13 protein-coding genes and 1 tRNA gene are annotated in these 17,085 nt (G+C 53.9%); 10 read left to right on the forward strand and 4 right to left on the reverse strand.

Features of this window, described 5'->3' with window-relative positions; all coding sequences use genetic code 11:
- The 3 genes from ACR0AK_RS01375 to ACR0AK_RS01385 all read left to right on the forward strand — a co-directional run bounded on the left by ACR0AK_RS01375 (nucleotide 1) and on the right by ACR0AK_RS01385 (nucleotide 2,961).
- Nucleotides 1–1,419, forward strand: a complete 1,419-nt coding sequence (locus ACR0AK_RS01375) for a dihydrolipoyl dehydrogenase family protein (protein ID WP_480792116.1) — start codon at nucleotides 1–3, stop codon at nucleotides 1,417–1,419.
- Between the two features lie 18 nt (nucleotides 1,420–1,437).
- Nucleotides 1,438–2,820 carry an ATP-binding protein gene (locus tag ACR0AK_RS01380; protein ID WP_480792117.1) on the forward strand — a complete coding sequence of 461 codons (1,383 nt, stop codon included), beginning with the start codon at nucleotides 1,438–1,440 and terminating at the stop codon, nucleotides 2,818–2,820.
- 64 nt (nucleotides 2,821–2,884) lie between these two features.
- Nucleotides 2,885–2,961: transfer RNA gene (locus ACR0AK_RS01385), tRNA-Arg, on the forward strand.
- A 234-nt stretch (nucleotides 2,962–3,195) separates the two neighbouring features.
- Here ACR0AK_RS01385 and ACR0AK_RS01390 read toward each other — a convergent pair.
- Complete coding sequence (locus ACR0AK_RS01390) at nucleotides 3,196–3,501, reverse strand: ArsR/SmtB family transcription factor (RefSeq protein WP_480792118.1); 306 nt, start codon at nucleotides 3,499–3,501, stop codon at nucleotides 3,196–3,198.
- A 99-nt stretch (nucleotides 3,502–3,600) separates the two neighbouring features.
- Between ACR0AK_RS01390 and ACR0AK_RS01395 the strand changes: the two genes are divergently transcribed.
- The 4 genes from ACR0AK_RS01395 to ACR0AK_RS01410 all read left to right on the forward strand — a co-directional run bounded on the left by ACR0AK_RS01395 (nucleotide 3,601) and on the right by ACR0AK_RS01410 (nucleotide 9,578).
- Nucleotides 3,601–4,563 carry a permease gene (locus tag ACR0AK_RS01395; protein ID WP_480792119.1) on the forward strand — a complete coding sequence of 321 codons (963 nt, stop codon included), beginning with the start codon at nucleotides 3,601–3,603 and terminating at the stop codon, nucleotides 4,561–4,563.
- Nucleotides 4,564–4,826: 263 nt separating this feature from the next.
- Entirely contained in the window at nucleotides 4,827–5,933 is a 1,107-nt protein-coding gene (locus ACR0AK_RS01400; protein WP_480792120.1) for an efflux RND transporter periplasmic adaptor subunit, read from the forward strand.
- 3 nt (nucleotides 5,934–5,936) lie between these two features.
- Entirely contained in the window at nucleotides 5,937–9,065 is a 3,129-nt protein-coding gene (locus ACR0AK_RS01405; protein WP_480792121.1) for an efflux RND transporter permease subunit, read from the forward strand.
- A gap of 264 nt (nucleotides 9,066–9,329) precedes the next feature.
- Entirely contained in the window at nucleotides 9,330–9,578 is a 249-nt protein-coding gene (locus tag ACR0AK_RS01410) for a hypothetical protein (RefSeq protein ID WP_480792122.1), read from the forward strand.
- Between the two features lie 325 nt (nucleotides 9,579–9,903).
- Here the strand turns inward: ACR0AK_RS01410 and ACR0AK_RS01415 are convergent, their stop codons facing one another.
- On the reverse strand, nucleotides 9,904–11,529 hold the full coding sequence (locus ACR0AK_RS01415; RefSeq protein ID WP_480792123.1) for an FAD-binding oxidoreductase: 1,626 nt from the start codon (nucleotides 11,527–11,529) through the stop codon (nucleotides 9,904–9,906).
- Between the two features lie 197 nt (nucleotides 11,530–11,726).
- The gene (locus ACR0AK_RS01420) at nucleotides 11,727–12,350 is read right to left on the reverse strand and encodes a glutathione S-transferase family protein (protein WP_170561393.1); all 624 of its coding nucleotides are present in this window, start codon (nucleotides 12,348–12,350) and stop codon (nucleotides 11,727–11,729) included.
- Nucleotides 12,351–12,462: 112 nt separating this feature from the next.
- On the opposite strand from ACR0AK_RS01420, the gene ACR0AK_RS01425 reads away from it, so the two are divergent.
- The 3 genes from ACR0AK_RS01425 to ACR0AK_RS01435 all read left to right on the forward strand — a co-directional run bounded on the left by ACR0AK_RS01425 (nucleotide 12,463) and on the right by ACR0AK_RS01435 (nucleotide 16,189).
- Nucleotides 12,463–13,365 (forward strand): LysR family transcriptional regulator, encoded by a 903-nt coding sequence (locus ACR0AK_RS01425; protein WP_170561392.1) that lies wholly within the window; start codon nucleotides 12,463–12,465, stop codon nucleotides 13,363–13,365.
- Nucleotides 13,366–14,845: 1,480 nt separating this feature from the next.
- On the forward strand, nucleotides 14,846–15,562 hold the full coding sequence (locus tag ACR0AK_RS01430; protein WP_480792124.1) for a HupE/UreJ family protein: 717 nt from the start codon (nucleotides 14,846–14,848) through the stop codon (nucleotides 15,560–15,562).
- Between the two features lie 12 nt (nucleotides 15,563–15,574).
- Entirely contained in the window at nucleotides 15,575–16,189 is a 615-nt protein-coding gene (locus ACR0AK_RS01435; RefSeq protein ID WP_480792125.1) for a transmembrane anchor protein, read from the forward strand.
- 266 nt (nucleotides 16,190–16,455) lie between these two features.
- On the opposite strand, the gene ACR0AK_RS01440 is transcribed toward ACR0AK_RS01435, so the two are convergent.
- Nucleotides 16,456–17,064: a hypothetical protein gene (locus ACR0AK_RS01440; protein ID WP_480793669.1), complete on the reverse strand. Its 609-nt coding sequence runs from the start codon at nucleotides 17,062–17,064 to the stop codon at nucleotides 16,456–16,458.
- Nucleotides 17,065–17,085: the final 21 nt, after the last annotated feature.

The raw sequence follows: 17,085 nt of genomic DNA on the forward strand, positions 1-17,085 counted from the left end.
ATGCAAGAAATGAAAACCGATATCCTGGTGATTGGCGCCGGGTCCGGGGGGCTGTCAGTCGCTGCTGGCGCTAGCCAGATGGGAGCCGATGTCATCCTTTTGGAAGGCCACAAGATGGGCGGCGATTGCCTCAATTTCGGCTGCGTCCCGTCGAAGGCCCTGATTGCTAGCGGCAAGGCGGCCTATGGTCAGGCACATTCTGCCGCGCTGGGCGTGGCTGATGTAGCGCCTCAGGTAGATTATGGCGCCGCCAAGGACCACGTACATGATGTGATCGCTCAGATCGAGCCGATGGACAGCCAGGAGCGATTCGAAGGCTTTGGCGTCAAGGTGATCCGGGAATTCGGCAGCTTTGTTTCTCCGACACTGGTGCAAGCGGGCGAGTATTTGATCACCGCGCGGCGGGTGGTGATCGCAACGGGTTCGTCACCTTTGTTGCCTCCGATTCCGGGGCTGGAACAGGTGCCGTTCTACACCAACGAGACGATCTTTGATCTGCGCGACAAGCCGGAACATCTTTTGATCATTGGCGGCGGGCCGATCGGGATGGAGATGGCGCAAGCGCATATCCGATTGGGGTGCAAGGTCACGGTGATCGAAGGTCTGCAGGCGCTGGGCAAGGACGATCCCGAGGCAGCCGCGATCGTTCTAGACAGCTTGCGCGCCGAAGGCGTGGCGATTCACGAAAACGCGATGGTTGCCCAGATCCGCGGCAACAAAGAGGCCGTCGAGGTTGTGACCGAGGCGGGTGAGATCTACTCGGGGTCTCATCTGTTGCTGGCAGCAGGGCGAAAAGCCAACACAGAGCGCCTGAACCTACAGGCCGCCGGGATTGAGCCGACCCGCACCGGTATCAAGGTCGACGAGGCGCTGCGCACAACGAACCGCAAGGTTTACGCCATTGGCGATGTCGCAGGTGGCCTGCAATTCACTCATGTGGCCGGGTATCACGCGGGCATCATCATTCGTTCCGCTTTGTTTGGTTTACCGTCAAAGACAAAAACCGCACATATCCCCTGGGCAACCTATACCGATCCGGAATTGGCGCAGGTTGGTCTGACCGAAGCCCAGGCGCGCGAACGGCATGGTGAAAATGTGGAAGTCGCGCGCTTTGACTATCACCACAACGACCGCGCGATCTCTGAACGCAAGACAAAAGGGTTCATTAAGGTCATGGTTGTAAAAGGCCGGCCTTTGGGCGCTACAATCGTGGGTCATCAGGCCGGTGAGTTGATCAACTTGTGGTCGCTGGCCTTGGCCAATAACCTGAAGATGGGACAGATCGCCGCGATGGTTTCACCTTACCCGACGATCGGAGAGCTTAACAAACGGGTGGCGGGTGCCTATTTCTCGCCAAGGCTGTTTGAGAATCAAACGGTTAAACGTGTCGTCAGGTTCGTCCAGCGTTGGATGCCCTGACCAGGAAGGGAGAGCAGATTGAATTCGCTGTCGGGCCGATTTCTGATCCTGACGACGGTCTTCGTAATGTTGGCCGAGATTTTGATCTTTGTTCCTTCGATCGCGCGCTTTCGTGAAGATTTCCTCCTGAACAGGCTTGAACGGGCTCAGATCGCGTCTTTGGCGCTGCTGGCCGACGACATGCTGGCCGAAGACCTTGAGGCCGAACTACTGGCTAATGCGGGTGTCTATAACGTCGTGCTGCGCCGGGATGAGGTGCGTCAGCTGATGCTGTCTTCGCCGATTCCGGAACAGATTACCAAGACCTACGATCTGCGCGACGCAGGGCCTTGGGTATTGATCCGCGACGCGCTGGCGCGTCTGTTCACGACTGAGAATGAAGTCATCCGCGTGATCGGAGAGCCCGTCAAAGGGGCAGGCCTGTTGATTGAGGTTACCATAGACAGCATGCCCTTGCGCATGGCGATGACGGATTATGGCCTGCGAATTCTGGGGCTGTCTTTTGTCATCTCCATTATCACCGCGTTCTTTTTGTTTTTGGCTGTGCGCGTGGTTCTGGTGAAACCGATCAAAGGTGTCGTGGGGTACATGCAGCGCTATGCCGGAGCGCCAGAAGACGCGCGTGGGATCATTTCGCCTAACTCCAAAGTAAGCGAACTGCGCGAGGCTGAGGAGGCGTTGCAGCAATTGCAGACTGAGCTAACTCAGGCCCTGAAGCAACGTGAACGGCTGGCCCAACTTGGTGGCGCGGTGGCCAAGGTGAGCCACGATCTTCGGAACATACTGACCTCGGCACAGCTGTTCACCGACCGGATAGAGACCAGCGATGATCCATTGGTGCGGCGTATGGCGCCCAAGCTGGTAAACTCGATCACGCGGGCGGTGTCGCTGTGCGAAAGTACGCTGGCTTTCGGACGCGCGGAAGAGCCTGCACCGACGCTGACCATGGTGCCCTTGCACGATGTTGCCGCAGACGTGGTTGCCAGCGAACAACTGGCCGTTGCGGATGCCTGCATCGAGATTGTGAACGACGTGCCCAAGGACTTAGTGGCCCGTGCAGACCCGGAACAGATATTCCGTGTCATGATGAACCTTGTACGTAACGCGCGTCAGGCCTTGGTTGCGTCTGGGAAGCCGGGAAAAATCTCGATTGCCGGCTGTGTGCAAGAAGATGACTGGTGCGTCGAGATCAGGGATAATGGCCCCGGATTGCCGCCCAAGGCTCGCGAGAACCTGTTCACTCCTTTTCAGGGCGGAGTGCGTAAAGGAGGTTCTGGCTTGGGGCTTGCCATCTCTCAGGAACTGGTGCGCGGGCATGGCGGTGACCTGATACTGGCGCATACCGGTCCCGAGGGCACGACCTTTGAAATCAGACTCCCGCGGGGCGACGGGACTTTTTGAAAATTTTTTGAAGAATCGACTTGCGCGTCCCAGAACCTGGGTCTACATAGCGCCTCACCAACGCGGACCGATAGCTCAGCTGGATAGAGTACTTGACTACGAATCAAGGGGTCGGGGGTTCGAATCCTCCTCGGTCCGCCATTGGTTTCCTTCAACGGCAACACTGACCGGAATCTTACCGCTCTCCACTGCACGCAGGAGGCGGTGTTCGTGACTTTCCAGAAGTTTAGTCACGCCGTGGACATACTTCTTGGACAGCTGGGTATTGGCGGCGATTTCAGTTTCAGAGTAGCTCTCATTCCATATTTTGACATGCAAACGCAGCGAAATTCCGGTGAACTCGCCGAACTCGATTTGGGGGACTTCATTTGCAACTCAGGTTTTAGGTAAATTTTCTTCATCTATGCAGCATTCGTTTTGCAGAAACGAGATGACCTCCCACAGGCGGTGATATTTAGGGATGCACTGCAACACGCGGCCGCGGCGATCCTGAACTATCAGACCCGCTTTCATCAAGCTATTCACGTGATGGGTCATTGATGAGTTTGGTATCCCCAAATCATCTCGAAGTACGCCGACAGGCAAGCCATCAAAACCTGATTGGACGAGGCGCTTGAAGATCCTCAATCGGTGGGGGTGCCCCAACTCTTTTAGCACTCCAGCTGCATCTTCAAAGTTCATTCCATCCTCTTGGTAAAAATTACGATATTACCGGTAATATGCAAAAATACGATATCGTTGCCCATAATTACGATAAAACCGGTAATATAGTAAAAAAACATGTCACCCGAACTTCTCACTAGCTTGCATGATGCCGCAAAAATGTTTCTGTTTCTGGCATTCGAACTGGCGCTGCTCTTTCTGCTTATTAGCTATGGCGTTGGGGTGTTGCAGGAATACATTTCTCCCGAGCGCATTCAGTCGATTCTGAGCTCACGAAAAGGCAAAGGTTACGTCATCGCGGCGATGCTTGGCGCAATCACGCCATTTTGTTCATGCTCGACCATACCTTTCCTCAAAGGCCTCCTGCGAGCCCGCGCCGGGTTTGGGCCGATGTTGGTGTTCCTATTCTCAAACCCGTTGCTAAACCCGATCATCATTGGCCTGTTTGCGGTGACGCTCGGCTTTCAGGTCACCGTGGTCTATTTTGGAATCGCGCTTGGCGTTTCAATTTTGGCAGGGTTTGTTCTCGAGAAAATCGGGTTTGAAAAATACGTTGAACCCTCCGCTTATGACGCGCCAAAGGCGAATGGTTGCTGTTCATCTTGCTCAGCGGTCCCCGCGCCTGAGAGCCGCTGGAGACGGATTTGGAATGTGACCTGGAAAGACTTCAAGGGTGTGTTGCCTTACCTTTGGCTTGGTATTCTGATCGGCTCTTTCATTTATGGTTTACTGCCAACAGAGTTCATCAGTAGGTCCGCAGGCGGTGACAACCTGCTGGCCGTCCCGGTTTCCGCAGTCATTGGCATACCGCTTTATATCCGTGCCGAGGCCGTCATTCCGCTTAGCGCTGCTCTGGCCGCCAAGGGCATGTCGTTGGGAGCCGTCATGGCGTTAATTATTGGTAGTGCTGGGGCCAGCCTGACCGATGTCATCTTGCTGCGATCGATCTTCAAGATGCCCATGATCGTAGCCTTCCTGGTGGTTATCGTCGGGATGGCGATGTTAGCTGGCTTCAGCTATGCACTTACTCCGCTTGGATCAGATATTGTTATCACTATCGCGTCCAACATGTCGCAATAAATCCCCTGAAGAGGGCAGCGGAGCTGGTAATGACCCGGTTTCGCCGCCCTCTTGCCGGAAGAACTTCAAGCAACTTCAATGCTGGCGGTCCCGCTTCTAATTGTTTTAGGCTGTTGTAGAATATGAATATCTGACTTTTTTGTTTTTGAGATCTGAACATGAACCGCTTGTCTGCACTTTTAATCTTGTTTCTCGCCCTGACAGTTGCAAACCCCTTGGCTACTCATGCCCAATCAGCCAAAGAAACTGCACCAAAACCCAAAGTGACTGTTGTTGAAGTTGAAGCCAAACAGGTTTCAGAAGCCGAAGTTTTCACTGGCAGAATAGAACCGATTGACCAGGTGGATATCATGGCCCGCGTTCCCGGGTACGTCGAAAACATCGGATTTGAAGAAGGCGCCCTCGTTTCAAAAGATGATCTGCTAATACAAATCGAACCAGACGCCTACGAGGCCGCAATCACACAAATTCAAGGTCAAATCAAATCAGCGCAGGCTGAAAAGACCCTAGCGGATATCGAGTTGGATAGACAGCAGAAGCTTTTTGAAAAAGACGATGTTGCAGAAAACATCGTTCAGCGGGCCGAAGCACAGCAAGGAAAAACCGAAGGTGAGTTGCTGCAATTGAAGGGGAGTCTTCAGGACGCCGAACTTGACCTATCCTACACAAAAATTACGGCCCCATTTGATGGGCGTATGAGTTTTACCGATCTGTCCGTTGGCGCATTTGTCAGCCCAAACAGTGGTGTTTTGGTGAACCTTGCCAGCATTGATCCGATTTATGTCTCTTTTCCTGTTTCGGAAACCGAGTTTCTGAAATTCAGAAATGATCGCTCTGACAATAGCAATCAACCATTAGAGATTGGGTTGATCCTGGCGGATGGCGAGGACTACCCGCATAGCGGCAAAGTGGCTCTTCTCGACACAAAGGTTCAGTCGGGAACAGACACGATCATGATAAAAGCCACGTTTCCGAATCCGAACGGAGCCCTTCTGAACGATCAGTTGGTCCGAGTGAAAGTTGTTGAACAACCTCAGGATAAATCCCTGGTCATTCCTGCGGTGGCGTTGCAGCGGGATCAATCCGGCTATTTCGTTTTGACCGTCGATGATAGCGGCAAGGTTGCAAAGCAGGTAATTTCCGTTGCGCGCATTGCTGGTACCGAGGCTGTGTTGGACAAGGGTCTCAATCAAGGTGATCTGGTCGTCACCGAAGGTCTGCAGCGTGTTCACGCAGGTATGGAGGTCGATGCAGAAAAAAAGGCACCGGCTGTGCCTTCGCAAGAAAGTAAAGATCCAGACAAAGGCGAGGCGGAAGCGCAATCCAAGACCAACAACCCTCAGGAAACTCAAACGGCAAAAGAGGATTGATCAGTGATCTCTCAACTCTTTATTCGCCGCCCCCGTTTCGCGCTGGTCATTTCGATAGTCATCACTCTTGCCGGCTTGATTTCGTTGACACAGTTACCTGTCGAGCAGTTGCCCGACATTGTACCGCCTCAGGTTCAGGTCACGACAGCCTATTCGGGTGCTGGTGCGGATGTTGTGGAGTCCACCGTCGCTCAGGTGATTGAAGAGCAGATCGTTGGCGTGTCCGACATGTTATACATGAAATCGACCAGCGGCTCGGACGGTAGCTATAGTTTGCAGGTCACTTTCGAGCCGGGCACCGACCCGGATATCAACGCGGTAAACGTTCAAAACCGGGTAAGCTTGGCGATGTCCGGCCTTCCAGACGAAGTCGTAAGGGCGGGGGTAAGCACCAAAAAGAAAAGCTCGGCCCTGTTGCAAGTCATTGCGATAACCTCCGACAACCCCGATCACGACGCCCTCTATTTGTCCAACTTTGCCACGATCAACATACTGGACAGCATCAAGCGATCGCCAGGGGTTGGCGATGCTTCGATCTTCGGCGCCCAGGACTATTCCATGCGGGTCTGGCTGGACGTTGACCGGATGACCAACCTGCAAGTGTCTGTTGATGACGTGATAAACGCCGTTAACGGGCAAAACGTGCAAGCAGCTGTTGGGCGCGTAGGTGCGCAGCCGATGACCGAAGATCCGGTCTTTCAGCTCAATATCCAAACGCAAGGCAGGCTAAGCAGCGTCGACGAGTTCGAGCAAATTGTTGTCCGGTCGCTACCGGACGGTTCGTTCGTTTTTCTTGGTGATGTCGGGACCGTCGAACTTGGGGCTAAGTCGCAGGATTCATTTTCTAAATTCGAAGGCAAGCCGACGGCGATGGTTGGTGTTTACCTAGCGCCTGGGGCCAATGCACTTTCGACTTCCGAAGGTGTAAACAAAGCGATTGAAGCCTTGCAGGGTTCCTTTCCTGACGATGTCAGCTGGAGCATTCCGTACAACTCCGTAACTTTCGTAAAGGCCAGCATAGACGAGGTGGTCAAGACGCTGCTGGAAGCATTTGTACTTGTCGTCATCGTCGTCTTCCTGTTCCTCGGAAGTTTCCGTATGGCATTGATCCCGCTCATTGCGGTTCCGGTGTCCTTGATCGGCGCATTAAGCTTCCTTCTTGCCCTCGGGTTTTCGTTGAATACAGTCTCGTTGCTTGCCTTGGTTTTGGCCATCGGGATTGTTGTCGATGACGCCATTGTCGTCATCGAGAACGTTGAAAAGGTCATGAGCGAACGGCCAGAATTGACCGTTGCCGAGGCAACTGGTGAGGCTATGAACCAGATAACCGCACCAATACTTGCAATCACGTTTGTTCTACTGTCGGTGTTCGTGCCGGTTGCGTTCATTCCTGGGATTACCGGGGCGATGTTTCAGCAATTTGCTGTGGCCGTGTCATTTTCAATGCTGATCTCTGCCCTGAATGCTCTGACACTTAGCCCTGCCCTGTGTACTCTTTTGCTGAAGCGCGATAACGAACCCAAAAAGGGGCCGTTGGCCTGGATTTCTCGACGTATCGACAATGCGCGCGACGGCTATGCCTTGGTTGTCACAAGATTGGCGCGGCGCGCGCTTCTGTCCATTCTATTCCTTGGTTTTGCCCTTTTCGGCGCAGGCGTTCTTTTCAAAGTTACACCGTCCGGGTTTTTGCCTGTGGAAGATCAAGGAGTTTATTTTGTCGAGGTGGCATTGCCTGAAGGTGCCTCGATCAACCGGACTGCGATCGTATTGGATGGTGTTTATGACATCTTGAAGGACGGGCCTGGTGTTGAAGAAGTTATGACTGTGACCGGTTTCAGTTTTGTTGACGGCATCTCGAAATCCAACGGTGGATTTGCCATTGTCATCATGAAACCGTTTGAAGATCGCACAGATCCGTCGCTGTCGGTCAACGCGTCTATCCAATACGCGCGACAGAGCTTTACCCAATTGGAGTCTGCCGTTGCTTTTCCTTTCAACCTTCCCCCCATCATGGGTCTTGGGACGGGCGCGGGGTTTGAATTTCAGTTGTTGGATTTGCATGGCGGCGACGTTGTTGATCTCGGGGCAACTGCCATGGGGTTGGTCACCTCAGCCAATGCAGACGACCGGCTTGCCGGAGTTTATACAACCTTCTCTGCCCAAACACCGAAACTGGATCTCAAACTAGACCGTAAGAAGCTGCAGACGCTCGGTGTGGACGTGGATGAATTGTTCCGCGCCATGCAGGTGACTTTGGGGGGCTATTATGTAAACGACATGAATCTCTTCGGAAGAACGTGGCAGGTTAATCTGCAAGCCGACGAAAAATATCGCAAAAGTTCGTCGGATATCGGCCGCATTCATGTCCGCAACAACGATGGAGAGATGGTGCCAATCCGAGCGGTAGCGGAAACGGATTTGATTTTAGGGCCGCAGTCGCTGGTTCGGTACAACAACTTCCGATCCGTGACAATTGCCGGGGGGCCGGCACCGGGAGTTTCTTCGGGAGCGTCGCTGCAGGCAATGGATGAGGTTGCCACCAAAACCTTGCCGCAGGGATATAACTATGAGTGGACCGGAACCGCCCAGCAAGAGATCGAGGCGGCCGGGAAAACCCCCATTGTTCTGGGGCTGGCAGTTCTGTTCGCCTATTTGTTTCTGGTGGCGCTCTATGAAAGCTGGAGCATTCCACTGGCGGTAGTGCTATCCGTCTCATTCGGGGTTTGCGGAGCGCTGGGCGCACTATTGCTTCTGGGCCTGGAGAACAACCTGTATGCACAAATAGGCTTGGTCGTTCTCATCGCGCTGGCCGCAAAAAATGCAATCTTGATCGTGGAATTTGCAATGGACCGATACAACAACGGAATGGGTGTGGTTGATGCTGCGATCGACGGTGCCCGTGCACGTTTTCGCGCGGTCATGATGACGAGTTTTGCCTTTATTGCAGGTCTTTATCCCCTCGTTGTAGCCGAAGGCGCTTCGGAACTGGCGCGGCGCGGCGTCGGCACCCCGGTATTCGGCGGTATGCTTGCGGCATCTTTGGTCGGAATATTCTTCATCCCATCACTCTATGTGATCGCGCAAAAACTCCGAGAGAAACTGCATGGCTCGCAAGAGAAGCCCCAAAACTGACGGCTTTTTCCCGGCATTTTTGGGGTGTCAGAGATCGGCCGGTATCCAGCTATGCGTACCCGACAGGCTGAAAAGGTTCGGTTGTAAAATGTCTGGCTTATGGCATGACACAGGTTTTGCAAAGAGGATCCCCAACGTTCGCTTTTAGCAATTTTTTGATTTACTGCACTAGCGAAACCTAAAAAGCCGGTGAAGGTTCGATGAGGGCTTCCTTCCGATATTTGCAGCGTTTAACCTCTGCGGTAGCTTCCAGGATGCGCTGTCATGATTGAAAACCTTTGTGTCGCCCGGCATTCTTTGAAAGGCGACATATACTTCTACCACCAGCGACAGAACCTTGCTATTTTCGCCACGCCCCTTTCATCCAGCATCCATTCCGAATTGATTATCCTGCCTTCCTTTTGGAAAAACCTGGGCGTATTTGCAGATCAGACGCCGCAGCAGGCGCCTGTTCCTGCTAATCTGCCACGTGGCGAACGCGGATGGGGGCGAGGCAACGCTTGTCGACAATAGTGGTGCGGCCCGCAGGCTCTGCCGAGGACACGGTTTTGTCTAATAGGGTTGCCCGAGGGGGAAAGCAGCGTCTTACCCCTGATGGCCAGAGGCGTTTGGCTTGTCCAAATCCCGCTGGCCCTAAAACAAGTGCGGTGGAGCAGGCCGCGCCGTTACTTTTTGCGCCAGAACACGTTGCTTTTCTAAAGAATGCAGTACTGTGCCAAAGGAACGGCGGCTACACACAATACGCGGACTTTATGATGTGCGGTATTGTGCCCAAAACCGACATCCAGCAGAAGTCGCTAATGGTACGACCGCAGCACCTAATTTCCAGCATTCGGAACTATGCTCCAAAAGTTTCATATTTGATCTGATCGTTCGGGACGCCGGCGGCCTCCAAGCCGTTTTTCAAACCGGTCATGAAATCCAGAGGACCGCAAATCATATAGAGCGCGTCCGTTCCCGCCTTTAGCGCCAACAGGTCGGCAGCAGTGATCCGGCCTTGGACATCAAACGTTTGGCCCAGATGGTCGGTGCTGCCTGGTGCGCTTAAGAATATCTGTCGGGCGAAACTTGGATTTGCTGCAATCAGTTGACTAACCTCTCTGCCAAAAGCATGGGTGCGTCCATTTCGAGCCCCGTGGACATACCACAATGGCCGATCGTTTTCGCCCGCCAAGGCTTCGTGCAGCATGGCAAGCATCGGTGTCTGGCCGACACCAGCGCTGACGAGAACCAATGGTTTGTCATCGTCGGGGAGTACAAAGTCACCTGCGGGCAGTTTGGCCTCAATCACGTCACCCGCATGCACCTCGTTGTGCAGGAAATTTGATCCGACACCGCCTGCCTCACGTTTGACACTGATCCGGTAGTGAGGATTTGCGATCGAGCCAGACAACGAGTATGTCCGCCGCACCCTCGCGTTATGGCCCGGTATGTCGAGAGCAAGCGGCAAATGCTGCCCCGCAAGGAAAGGTGTCGCCGTCTCGCCGTTTGCGGGCGCGAGATGGAAAGAGGTAATGTCTTCAGCTTCTACAACCTTGTCGATTACAGTCAGTTTTGTCATCGCTGCTGGTTCTGCAGACCACCTCAGGGAAAGCGCGGCTGGCCTGTCGATGACCGTATCAACCTCGATTTCAATGACACGCAGGATGCTTGGGTCACGCGCCTCCTCCGGGTCCCACTCGACCGTAGCCCGTCCCGTCATATGTAACATCCCGCCAGTTGTGAAATCGACAAAGAGCAACCCAACACGCGGGTCTTCGAGCAGGTTCCCAATCGTGTTGAAAAAGTTATTGCCTGTATAATCGGGGATGCGCAGGCGCTTCGGCCCAACTACACGGACGAATCCAGGCTCGCCACCACGATGGGAAGCGTCATAGCCGTTGGAAGGCGCTCCGTTAGCGTCCTGTCGCCCCGATCCGATGAACAGGGTGTCTGCGGCGCTTATGTGTTTGATTTGTTGGGAGCTAAGCTGAGCAGATACGACCGCTTCATTCGTCATCGTCGTATCAGTGCGCCACCATTCCCGCTCATTAATATACTTCGGACAGTTTCCAAAGGTCTGATGGATGTCGATTGCGATGCCATCTTTGGTTGGACGCGTCTTGCCGCTAAAGCGATTGCGGCGGCGCGTGGCCAGCTCAATGCCAACCACGCCAATATCTGTGCCCGCCAGAATAGCCTCGCTCAGCGGGTCTTTTGGGTCGATCATTGTTGCTAACGTCAGCGTTCGGGAGTCTGGTGAGTCAATAAATCCATCTGCGCCTTCGATGATAGTCGCCCAGACACGTCCGTGCTCGTCGCCAGAGGCCGCTACCAGAAACGGTTGAGCTTGAAAAAAAGTGCGGTGTTGGTCCGGCATGTGATCCCGGATGAAGGGTGCCACACGTTTGGCAAGCCCCCTGACACCTGCGCGTTCCTGTGCCGCCAGTTCACCTGAATGAAATGGTGTGTCTTCGTCCAACATCGTTCTTTCCTTTTTGCTCAACCCTATCGTCTCAGACCCAGAACATTCAGGCTCGGGTAATCGTCGGGAAGAAACCCCAGAGCCAATAGGATTTGCGACCTTTAGGTGGCTCGGAATGGTTGCGCCACTTACCAATCGGCTTAACGATGGCAGTGGATGCGGTGGGGCTTCGTTCACCATTGGGAATGTCCGTTGAATTACTCAGCTGCAAGACCAACGGCGGTAGCGGGCATTGCTTCAAATCCGGCCAACGCTTCGAACCGTGTAATCCAAGCGCGGACATTCGGGTATGGCTCGAGAGAAACATTTCCCTCTGGCGCATGGGCTGTGTAGGAATAAGCCGCAACATCAGCGATCGTCGGCCGATCACCAACAAGCCAGTCACGACCATCCAGTCCATGTTCCATTTTTTGCATTGCTTTTGCAGCAGTCGCTGCAGCAAAGTCCACGTCAAGAGGCGCGCCAAACACCGTAATCAGCCGTGCAGCACATGAACCAAAGGCTATCTCACCGGCAGCGAGCGTGAGCCACTGCTGAACGTTTGCTTCTCCCACTGCATCATTCGGCATCCATCCGGGTGCGTACTTGCGAGCGAGATACACCAAAATAGCGTTTGAATCAGAAACAACGGTTTCGCCATCTTCCAGCACGGGCACCTGCCCATTCGGGTTCATAGCAAGGAAATCAGGCGATTTGTGCTCACCAGCAGCAAGATCAACAAAGACAGCTTCATGGTCAATTTCTGCGAGCTTAGCAAAAACCAAAGCGCGATGCGCGTGGCCTGATTTGGGGAAGTGATGAATACGAACGAGGTTTGACATTTAAGAGCTCCTGCTTGGGCGTGTCATTTCCCGAAACAGATACGACTTGCGCATTCGTGCGATAATCGTCAATTTTGGGAAAAGTTTAAGCCCTGAAAGGGCGCAATGAGCCATGGATAAGATCGACCGCATGCGGGCCTTTGCGCTTGTCGCAAAGAACGCCTCCTTCACAGTTGCCGCACAGCGTGTGGGACGATCTGCGCGGCTGGTCAGCAAATACGTCGCGGATCTGGAAGAGGCGCTTGGCGTTCAGCTTTTGAACAGAACCACACGCAGTGTGTCTCTGACGGACGCCGGCGCAACGTATCTGGCGATGTGTGAACCGCTTCTCGACGGCTTCGACGAGTTGGAAGAAACCGTTAGAAACCAACAAGGGGCTTTGCGCGGTATCATCCATATCTCAGCTCCGACGGGATTTGGATCGGTGCGGCTCGCGCCCTCTCTTGCGGATTTCGCTGCAAAGCATCCGGAAGTAGAGATCGACCTTCGTCTTTCGGACAGAAGGGTGTCAATCATTGACGAAGGCCTGGATCTTGCGATCCGCATCGGACCGATGCGGGACAGCTCACTCAAAGTGCGTCAGCTTGGTCCGATGCCTTTGGTCGTCTGCGCATCTCCAGCATATTTGAAACGCACTGGAATGCCGGCGCATCCGCGTGCGTTGGAGGCCCATGAATGCATTCTGGACGGCAATATGTCGGAACCTACGATCTGGCGTTTCAATTTGGACGATCAGGAATTGGCGGTCCATGTCGACGGCCGGCTTCGCGCTAATGCACCGGCAGCATCAGCAAGGCTGGCCGCCACTGGCATTGGGATTGCCCGCTGTCCGGCCTACACTGTTTCAGAAGCTCTCAAGACGGGAGAATTGGTCGAGCTATTTCCTGAGAGACGCGTGAAACCCTATGTAGTCGCTGCGCTGTTTCCGCAGAACCGCCGATTGACGACCCGCGTGCGTGCGCTTATCGATCATCTTGCAAGCGACGCGTCGCTTTGCTCCGAATTAAAGGAGTGATCCAGCAAAAAAACAGTCATGAGAAGCCTTTAATGGTGTACGGCCTACTGTGAGTTCCTGTTTTGAGTGCCTCTTGAACGACCTCCGCTTTGGCCTGAACCTGCCGACTGCTTCCGTAGCATCTTGGGAAAGAGGCAAGGGCAGCGGGGGGGGCTGCAAACCGTCTAATTCACATGCACCAGCCAAGTCATGCTGCAATGTCTGGTAAGGGCTCAAAGCAAGCATTCTCCGCAATTCTGCCCAAGGCCCACTTTCGCGAGGGCCACTGAAAGTGGAAGACCTATGAGTCGCAAAAGGTAAAGCTGGTGCGCTACTTGAATACCCGATGTCGCAAAATCAAAGGATTGGAGAACTCGGAATGGCAACGTTATGTGTCGCTCCACATTCCTGTTGAACGTCACACGAACCTGACCCAACCGTCATAGTTGGACCAGAAAAGCAGTGAACGTTCGACATCAGAAGGCCCCCCCGACGTTGAACATAGGTTGAATTTGGTCATTGCGTCACAAACTAACACGCCACCTCCATTTCATACTCCCGCAGACAGTTTGGTTTGATCTGACTTCCCTTTCGGAAAATCAGAGCTGATTTGCAGGCCAGACAGCGAAGCTGCCTGTTCCTGCTAATATGCCACGTAGCGAACGCGGGAGGGGGCGAGGCAACGCTTTTCGGCAGGGGTGGTGCGGCCCGCAGGCAAAGCCGAGGACACGGCCTTGTCTAATGGCGTTGCCCCAGGGGAAGGACCGCGCCCTCACCCTGACGGCCAGGGGCGTTTGGCTTATCCAAATCCCGCTGGCCCACGAAAGGAAAGTGATGAGGTAGCGGGCTTGCCGCCATTTGCGATTGAACCCTTCTGCCAAACTGACAAGATCACTGACCTGCACATCTGGAAGGTTGGCCCGGGCTATTATTCAGTCATCGTCTCGGTCGCTTCAACAGCTCCAAGATCACCAGACGAATACAAGAGCCTGATAGGTTGAATTGACCACGTGGCGAACACTACGGTAGAAGTGAACAAAATCATGGCAGCCGCATAAAGGCTGCACTCACCGGGCAGACAGATGTGATGAAACAGGCTTACGAGCACATTCTGAGAGTTGGCCTAGCTGCTCTCTGTCTATCGTTGGTGGTTTGGTCCGTAACGCCAACATTCTCGCACGCACCATCGGTTTTTGAGACGATCCAAGATCATCTGGAAGTGGTCGAGGATCATGGCCATTCGCACGGGTTCGAAGAAGACCTCTTTTGGGCGATGCACGGCCACAGTCACGATGTAGCTGATCACGATCACAACCAAGCGTTTCTCTCCAGTGGTCCCGGTACCGCTCCTGAATTGCACATAGGCGAGGCTTGGCGAGGGCTGGTCGCAACCCGCGGTCCCACTCGCCAGTTTAGGATAGATCGACCTCCGCGCGCTTGATCGGCACTGCGCGGCTCTCGCGCTCGACTGATCAATCCAACTATTAAGCGGAGTTAATCCATGAAAACCCTTAATGAGGGCGTCAGGCGCAGTTCTAAGCGTCTCGCGTTCTTCATCCTATCCTTGTTGTTGCTATCTGCAAGCGCAGCATTGGCGCATGATGTTACGCCCGGCGATGCTGGCTACATCCAAGAAATCTGGGGCGTGCACATCATCCCCTTCATGTACCTCGGGGCCAAACACATGGTCACGGGCTACGACCACATCTTGTTCCTCCTCGGTGTCGTCTTCTTCCTCTATCGGTCTAAAGACGTTGCAGTCTACGTGAGCCTCTTTGCATTGGGGCATTCCATCACGATGCTTGCGGGCGTCTGGTTTGGCTGGGGCATCAGTTCCTACATTGTGGATGCCATCATCGGTCTGTCCGTTGTCTACAAAGCGCTCGACAACCTTGGGGCCTATCAGCGGTGGTTCGGCTTCCAACCCAACACAAAGGCGGCGACTTTCATCTTTGGCCTGTTTCACGGCACTGGCTTGGCAACGAAGATACTGGATTACCAGATCGCACCAGACGGGCTGCTGCCCAACCTGCTGGCGTTCAATGTTGGCGTCGAGATCGGTCAACTTCTGGCACTCGCAGCCATCCTCATCGTCATGGGGTATTGGCGGAAGAGCGCCAAGTTTTTCGAACAAGCCTACACCGTCAATGTCGTCATGATGACCATCGGCTTTGTGTTGATGGGCTACCAATTCACCGGCTACATCGTGGCCGCATAAGGAAAACCTCAAATGTTTAACGCAAAGAAACCGAGCCTCGAAGAATTACCAAGCTCAGCCCAGCTTCTTCGATCCACCGTCATCGCGGCTGTCAGCGCCGTGGCAATACTGGTCGCTGTCGTGCTGCCTGCGGAATATGGGATCGACCCAACCGGCGCAGGCCGCGTGCTTGGACTGACTGAGATGGGTGAAATCAAGCAGGAACTCGTGGATGAGGCAGAACAAGATCAACAGTTTCACAAGGCGGATCAGTCATCGAGCTTGCTCGATGACGTCTTCGGTCTGTTTGTTGGAACGGCACACGCTCAAGAAGCGCGGCAGGACACAATCACGTTCACGCTTGAACCGGGGGAGTTCACCGAGATCAAGGCAACCATGGAAGAGGGAGCGACCCTATTCTACGCGTGGGTGGCCGAAGGTGGCCGAGTCAATTTCGACCTTCATGCACACGCGGGCGACCAAAACGTGACCTATGAGAAAGGGCGCGGACAGACCGAAGGCGAAGGTAGTTTTGAAACCCCTTTCGCAGGTGATCATGGTTGGTTCTGGCGCAACAGGGACGATGAACCAGTCACTGTTACGCTCAACCTAAATGGCGCTTACTCGGGCATTGTTAGAAGCAAGTAAATGCGAAAGCCGCGCATCCGGGAACCGGGTGCGCGGCATCGAAGCGGCTGTTCGATATTGCGACTTCAATGGCGGCAAAGCCCGCCTTGTGGCGACTGATCGTCAAACCCTTGAACGTCCATCACTCAACCAGAGATCGCTTCACATAACACCCATTCAACGAAGTGCGCGGTTTGTTTTGGCGCTGCAATTCGTGTGGTGGTTGCGAAAAACGGTCAAACTGGGAACTCTGCTGGTTTCAGCGCCAAGCTTTGTCGCGACTATATTCATTGAGATGTCTGGCGCTCTTTTTCCGGCCAGAATTCATCCACCACGACATATGCGATGATTACAAAGAAGGCGGCGCTGGCAACTTGCAAAACTCGAGTGATGCTTTTGACGTCAGCCTCGTCTGAAAACGGTGCAACCGACCCGCCGTATACAATCAGTGCCGTTGTAAGAGCGGAGCCGGCGGCGGCGGCGAGCGGAACTTGAGATTTCCCAAGTGCTCCGAGTGTTAGGCAAAAGAAAAAACACAGCAGAATGGGAGTGAGAAAAACCGGAGCTATTACGTTTATCTCATAACAAATGATGGATACTGCCGCCCCGAGAAGGTTTGCCGTCAGCATTGCTTTTGCCACAGCTTTGCCCGCGGCAGGCATCGCCGCGAGTTGCTGGCTCAGTAGGGCGACAAAAAACAGAACCAATAATGCGGATGCGCCGGAAATAAAGAACGCCATGGCAAACGGAACTGTGACAAGCGACATCCTGACTATGCGGCGATGTGGGTCGAAGTCTGGCGACGTTGCTGCTTTCTTCTGAGCGGCCGTCTGAGGTTCAGCGGGTATCAACACGAACATCAGCGTCGATACGAAGCCTGCAAACAGCAGGTTCAACGGTATCCAGTACACAAGCAC

Source organism: Ruegeria sp. BI12 (genome assembly GCF_056537985.1).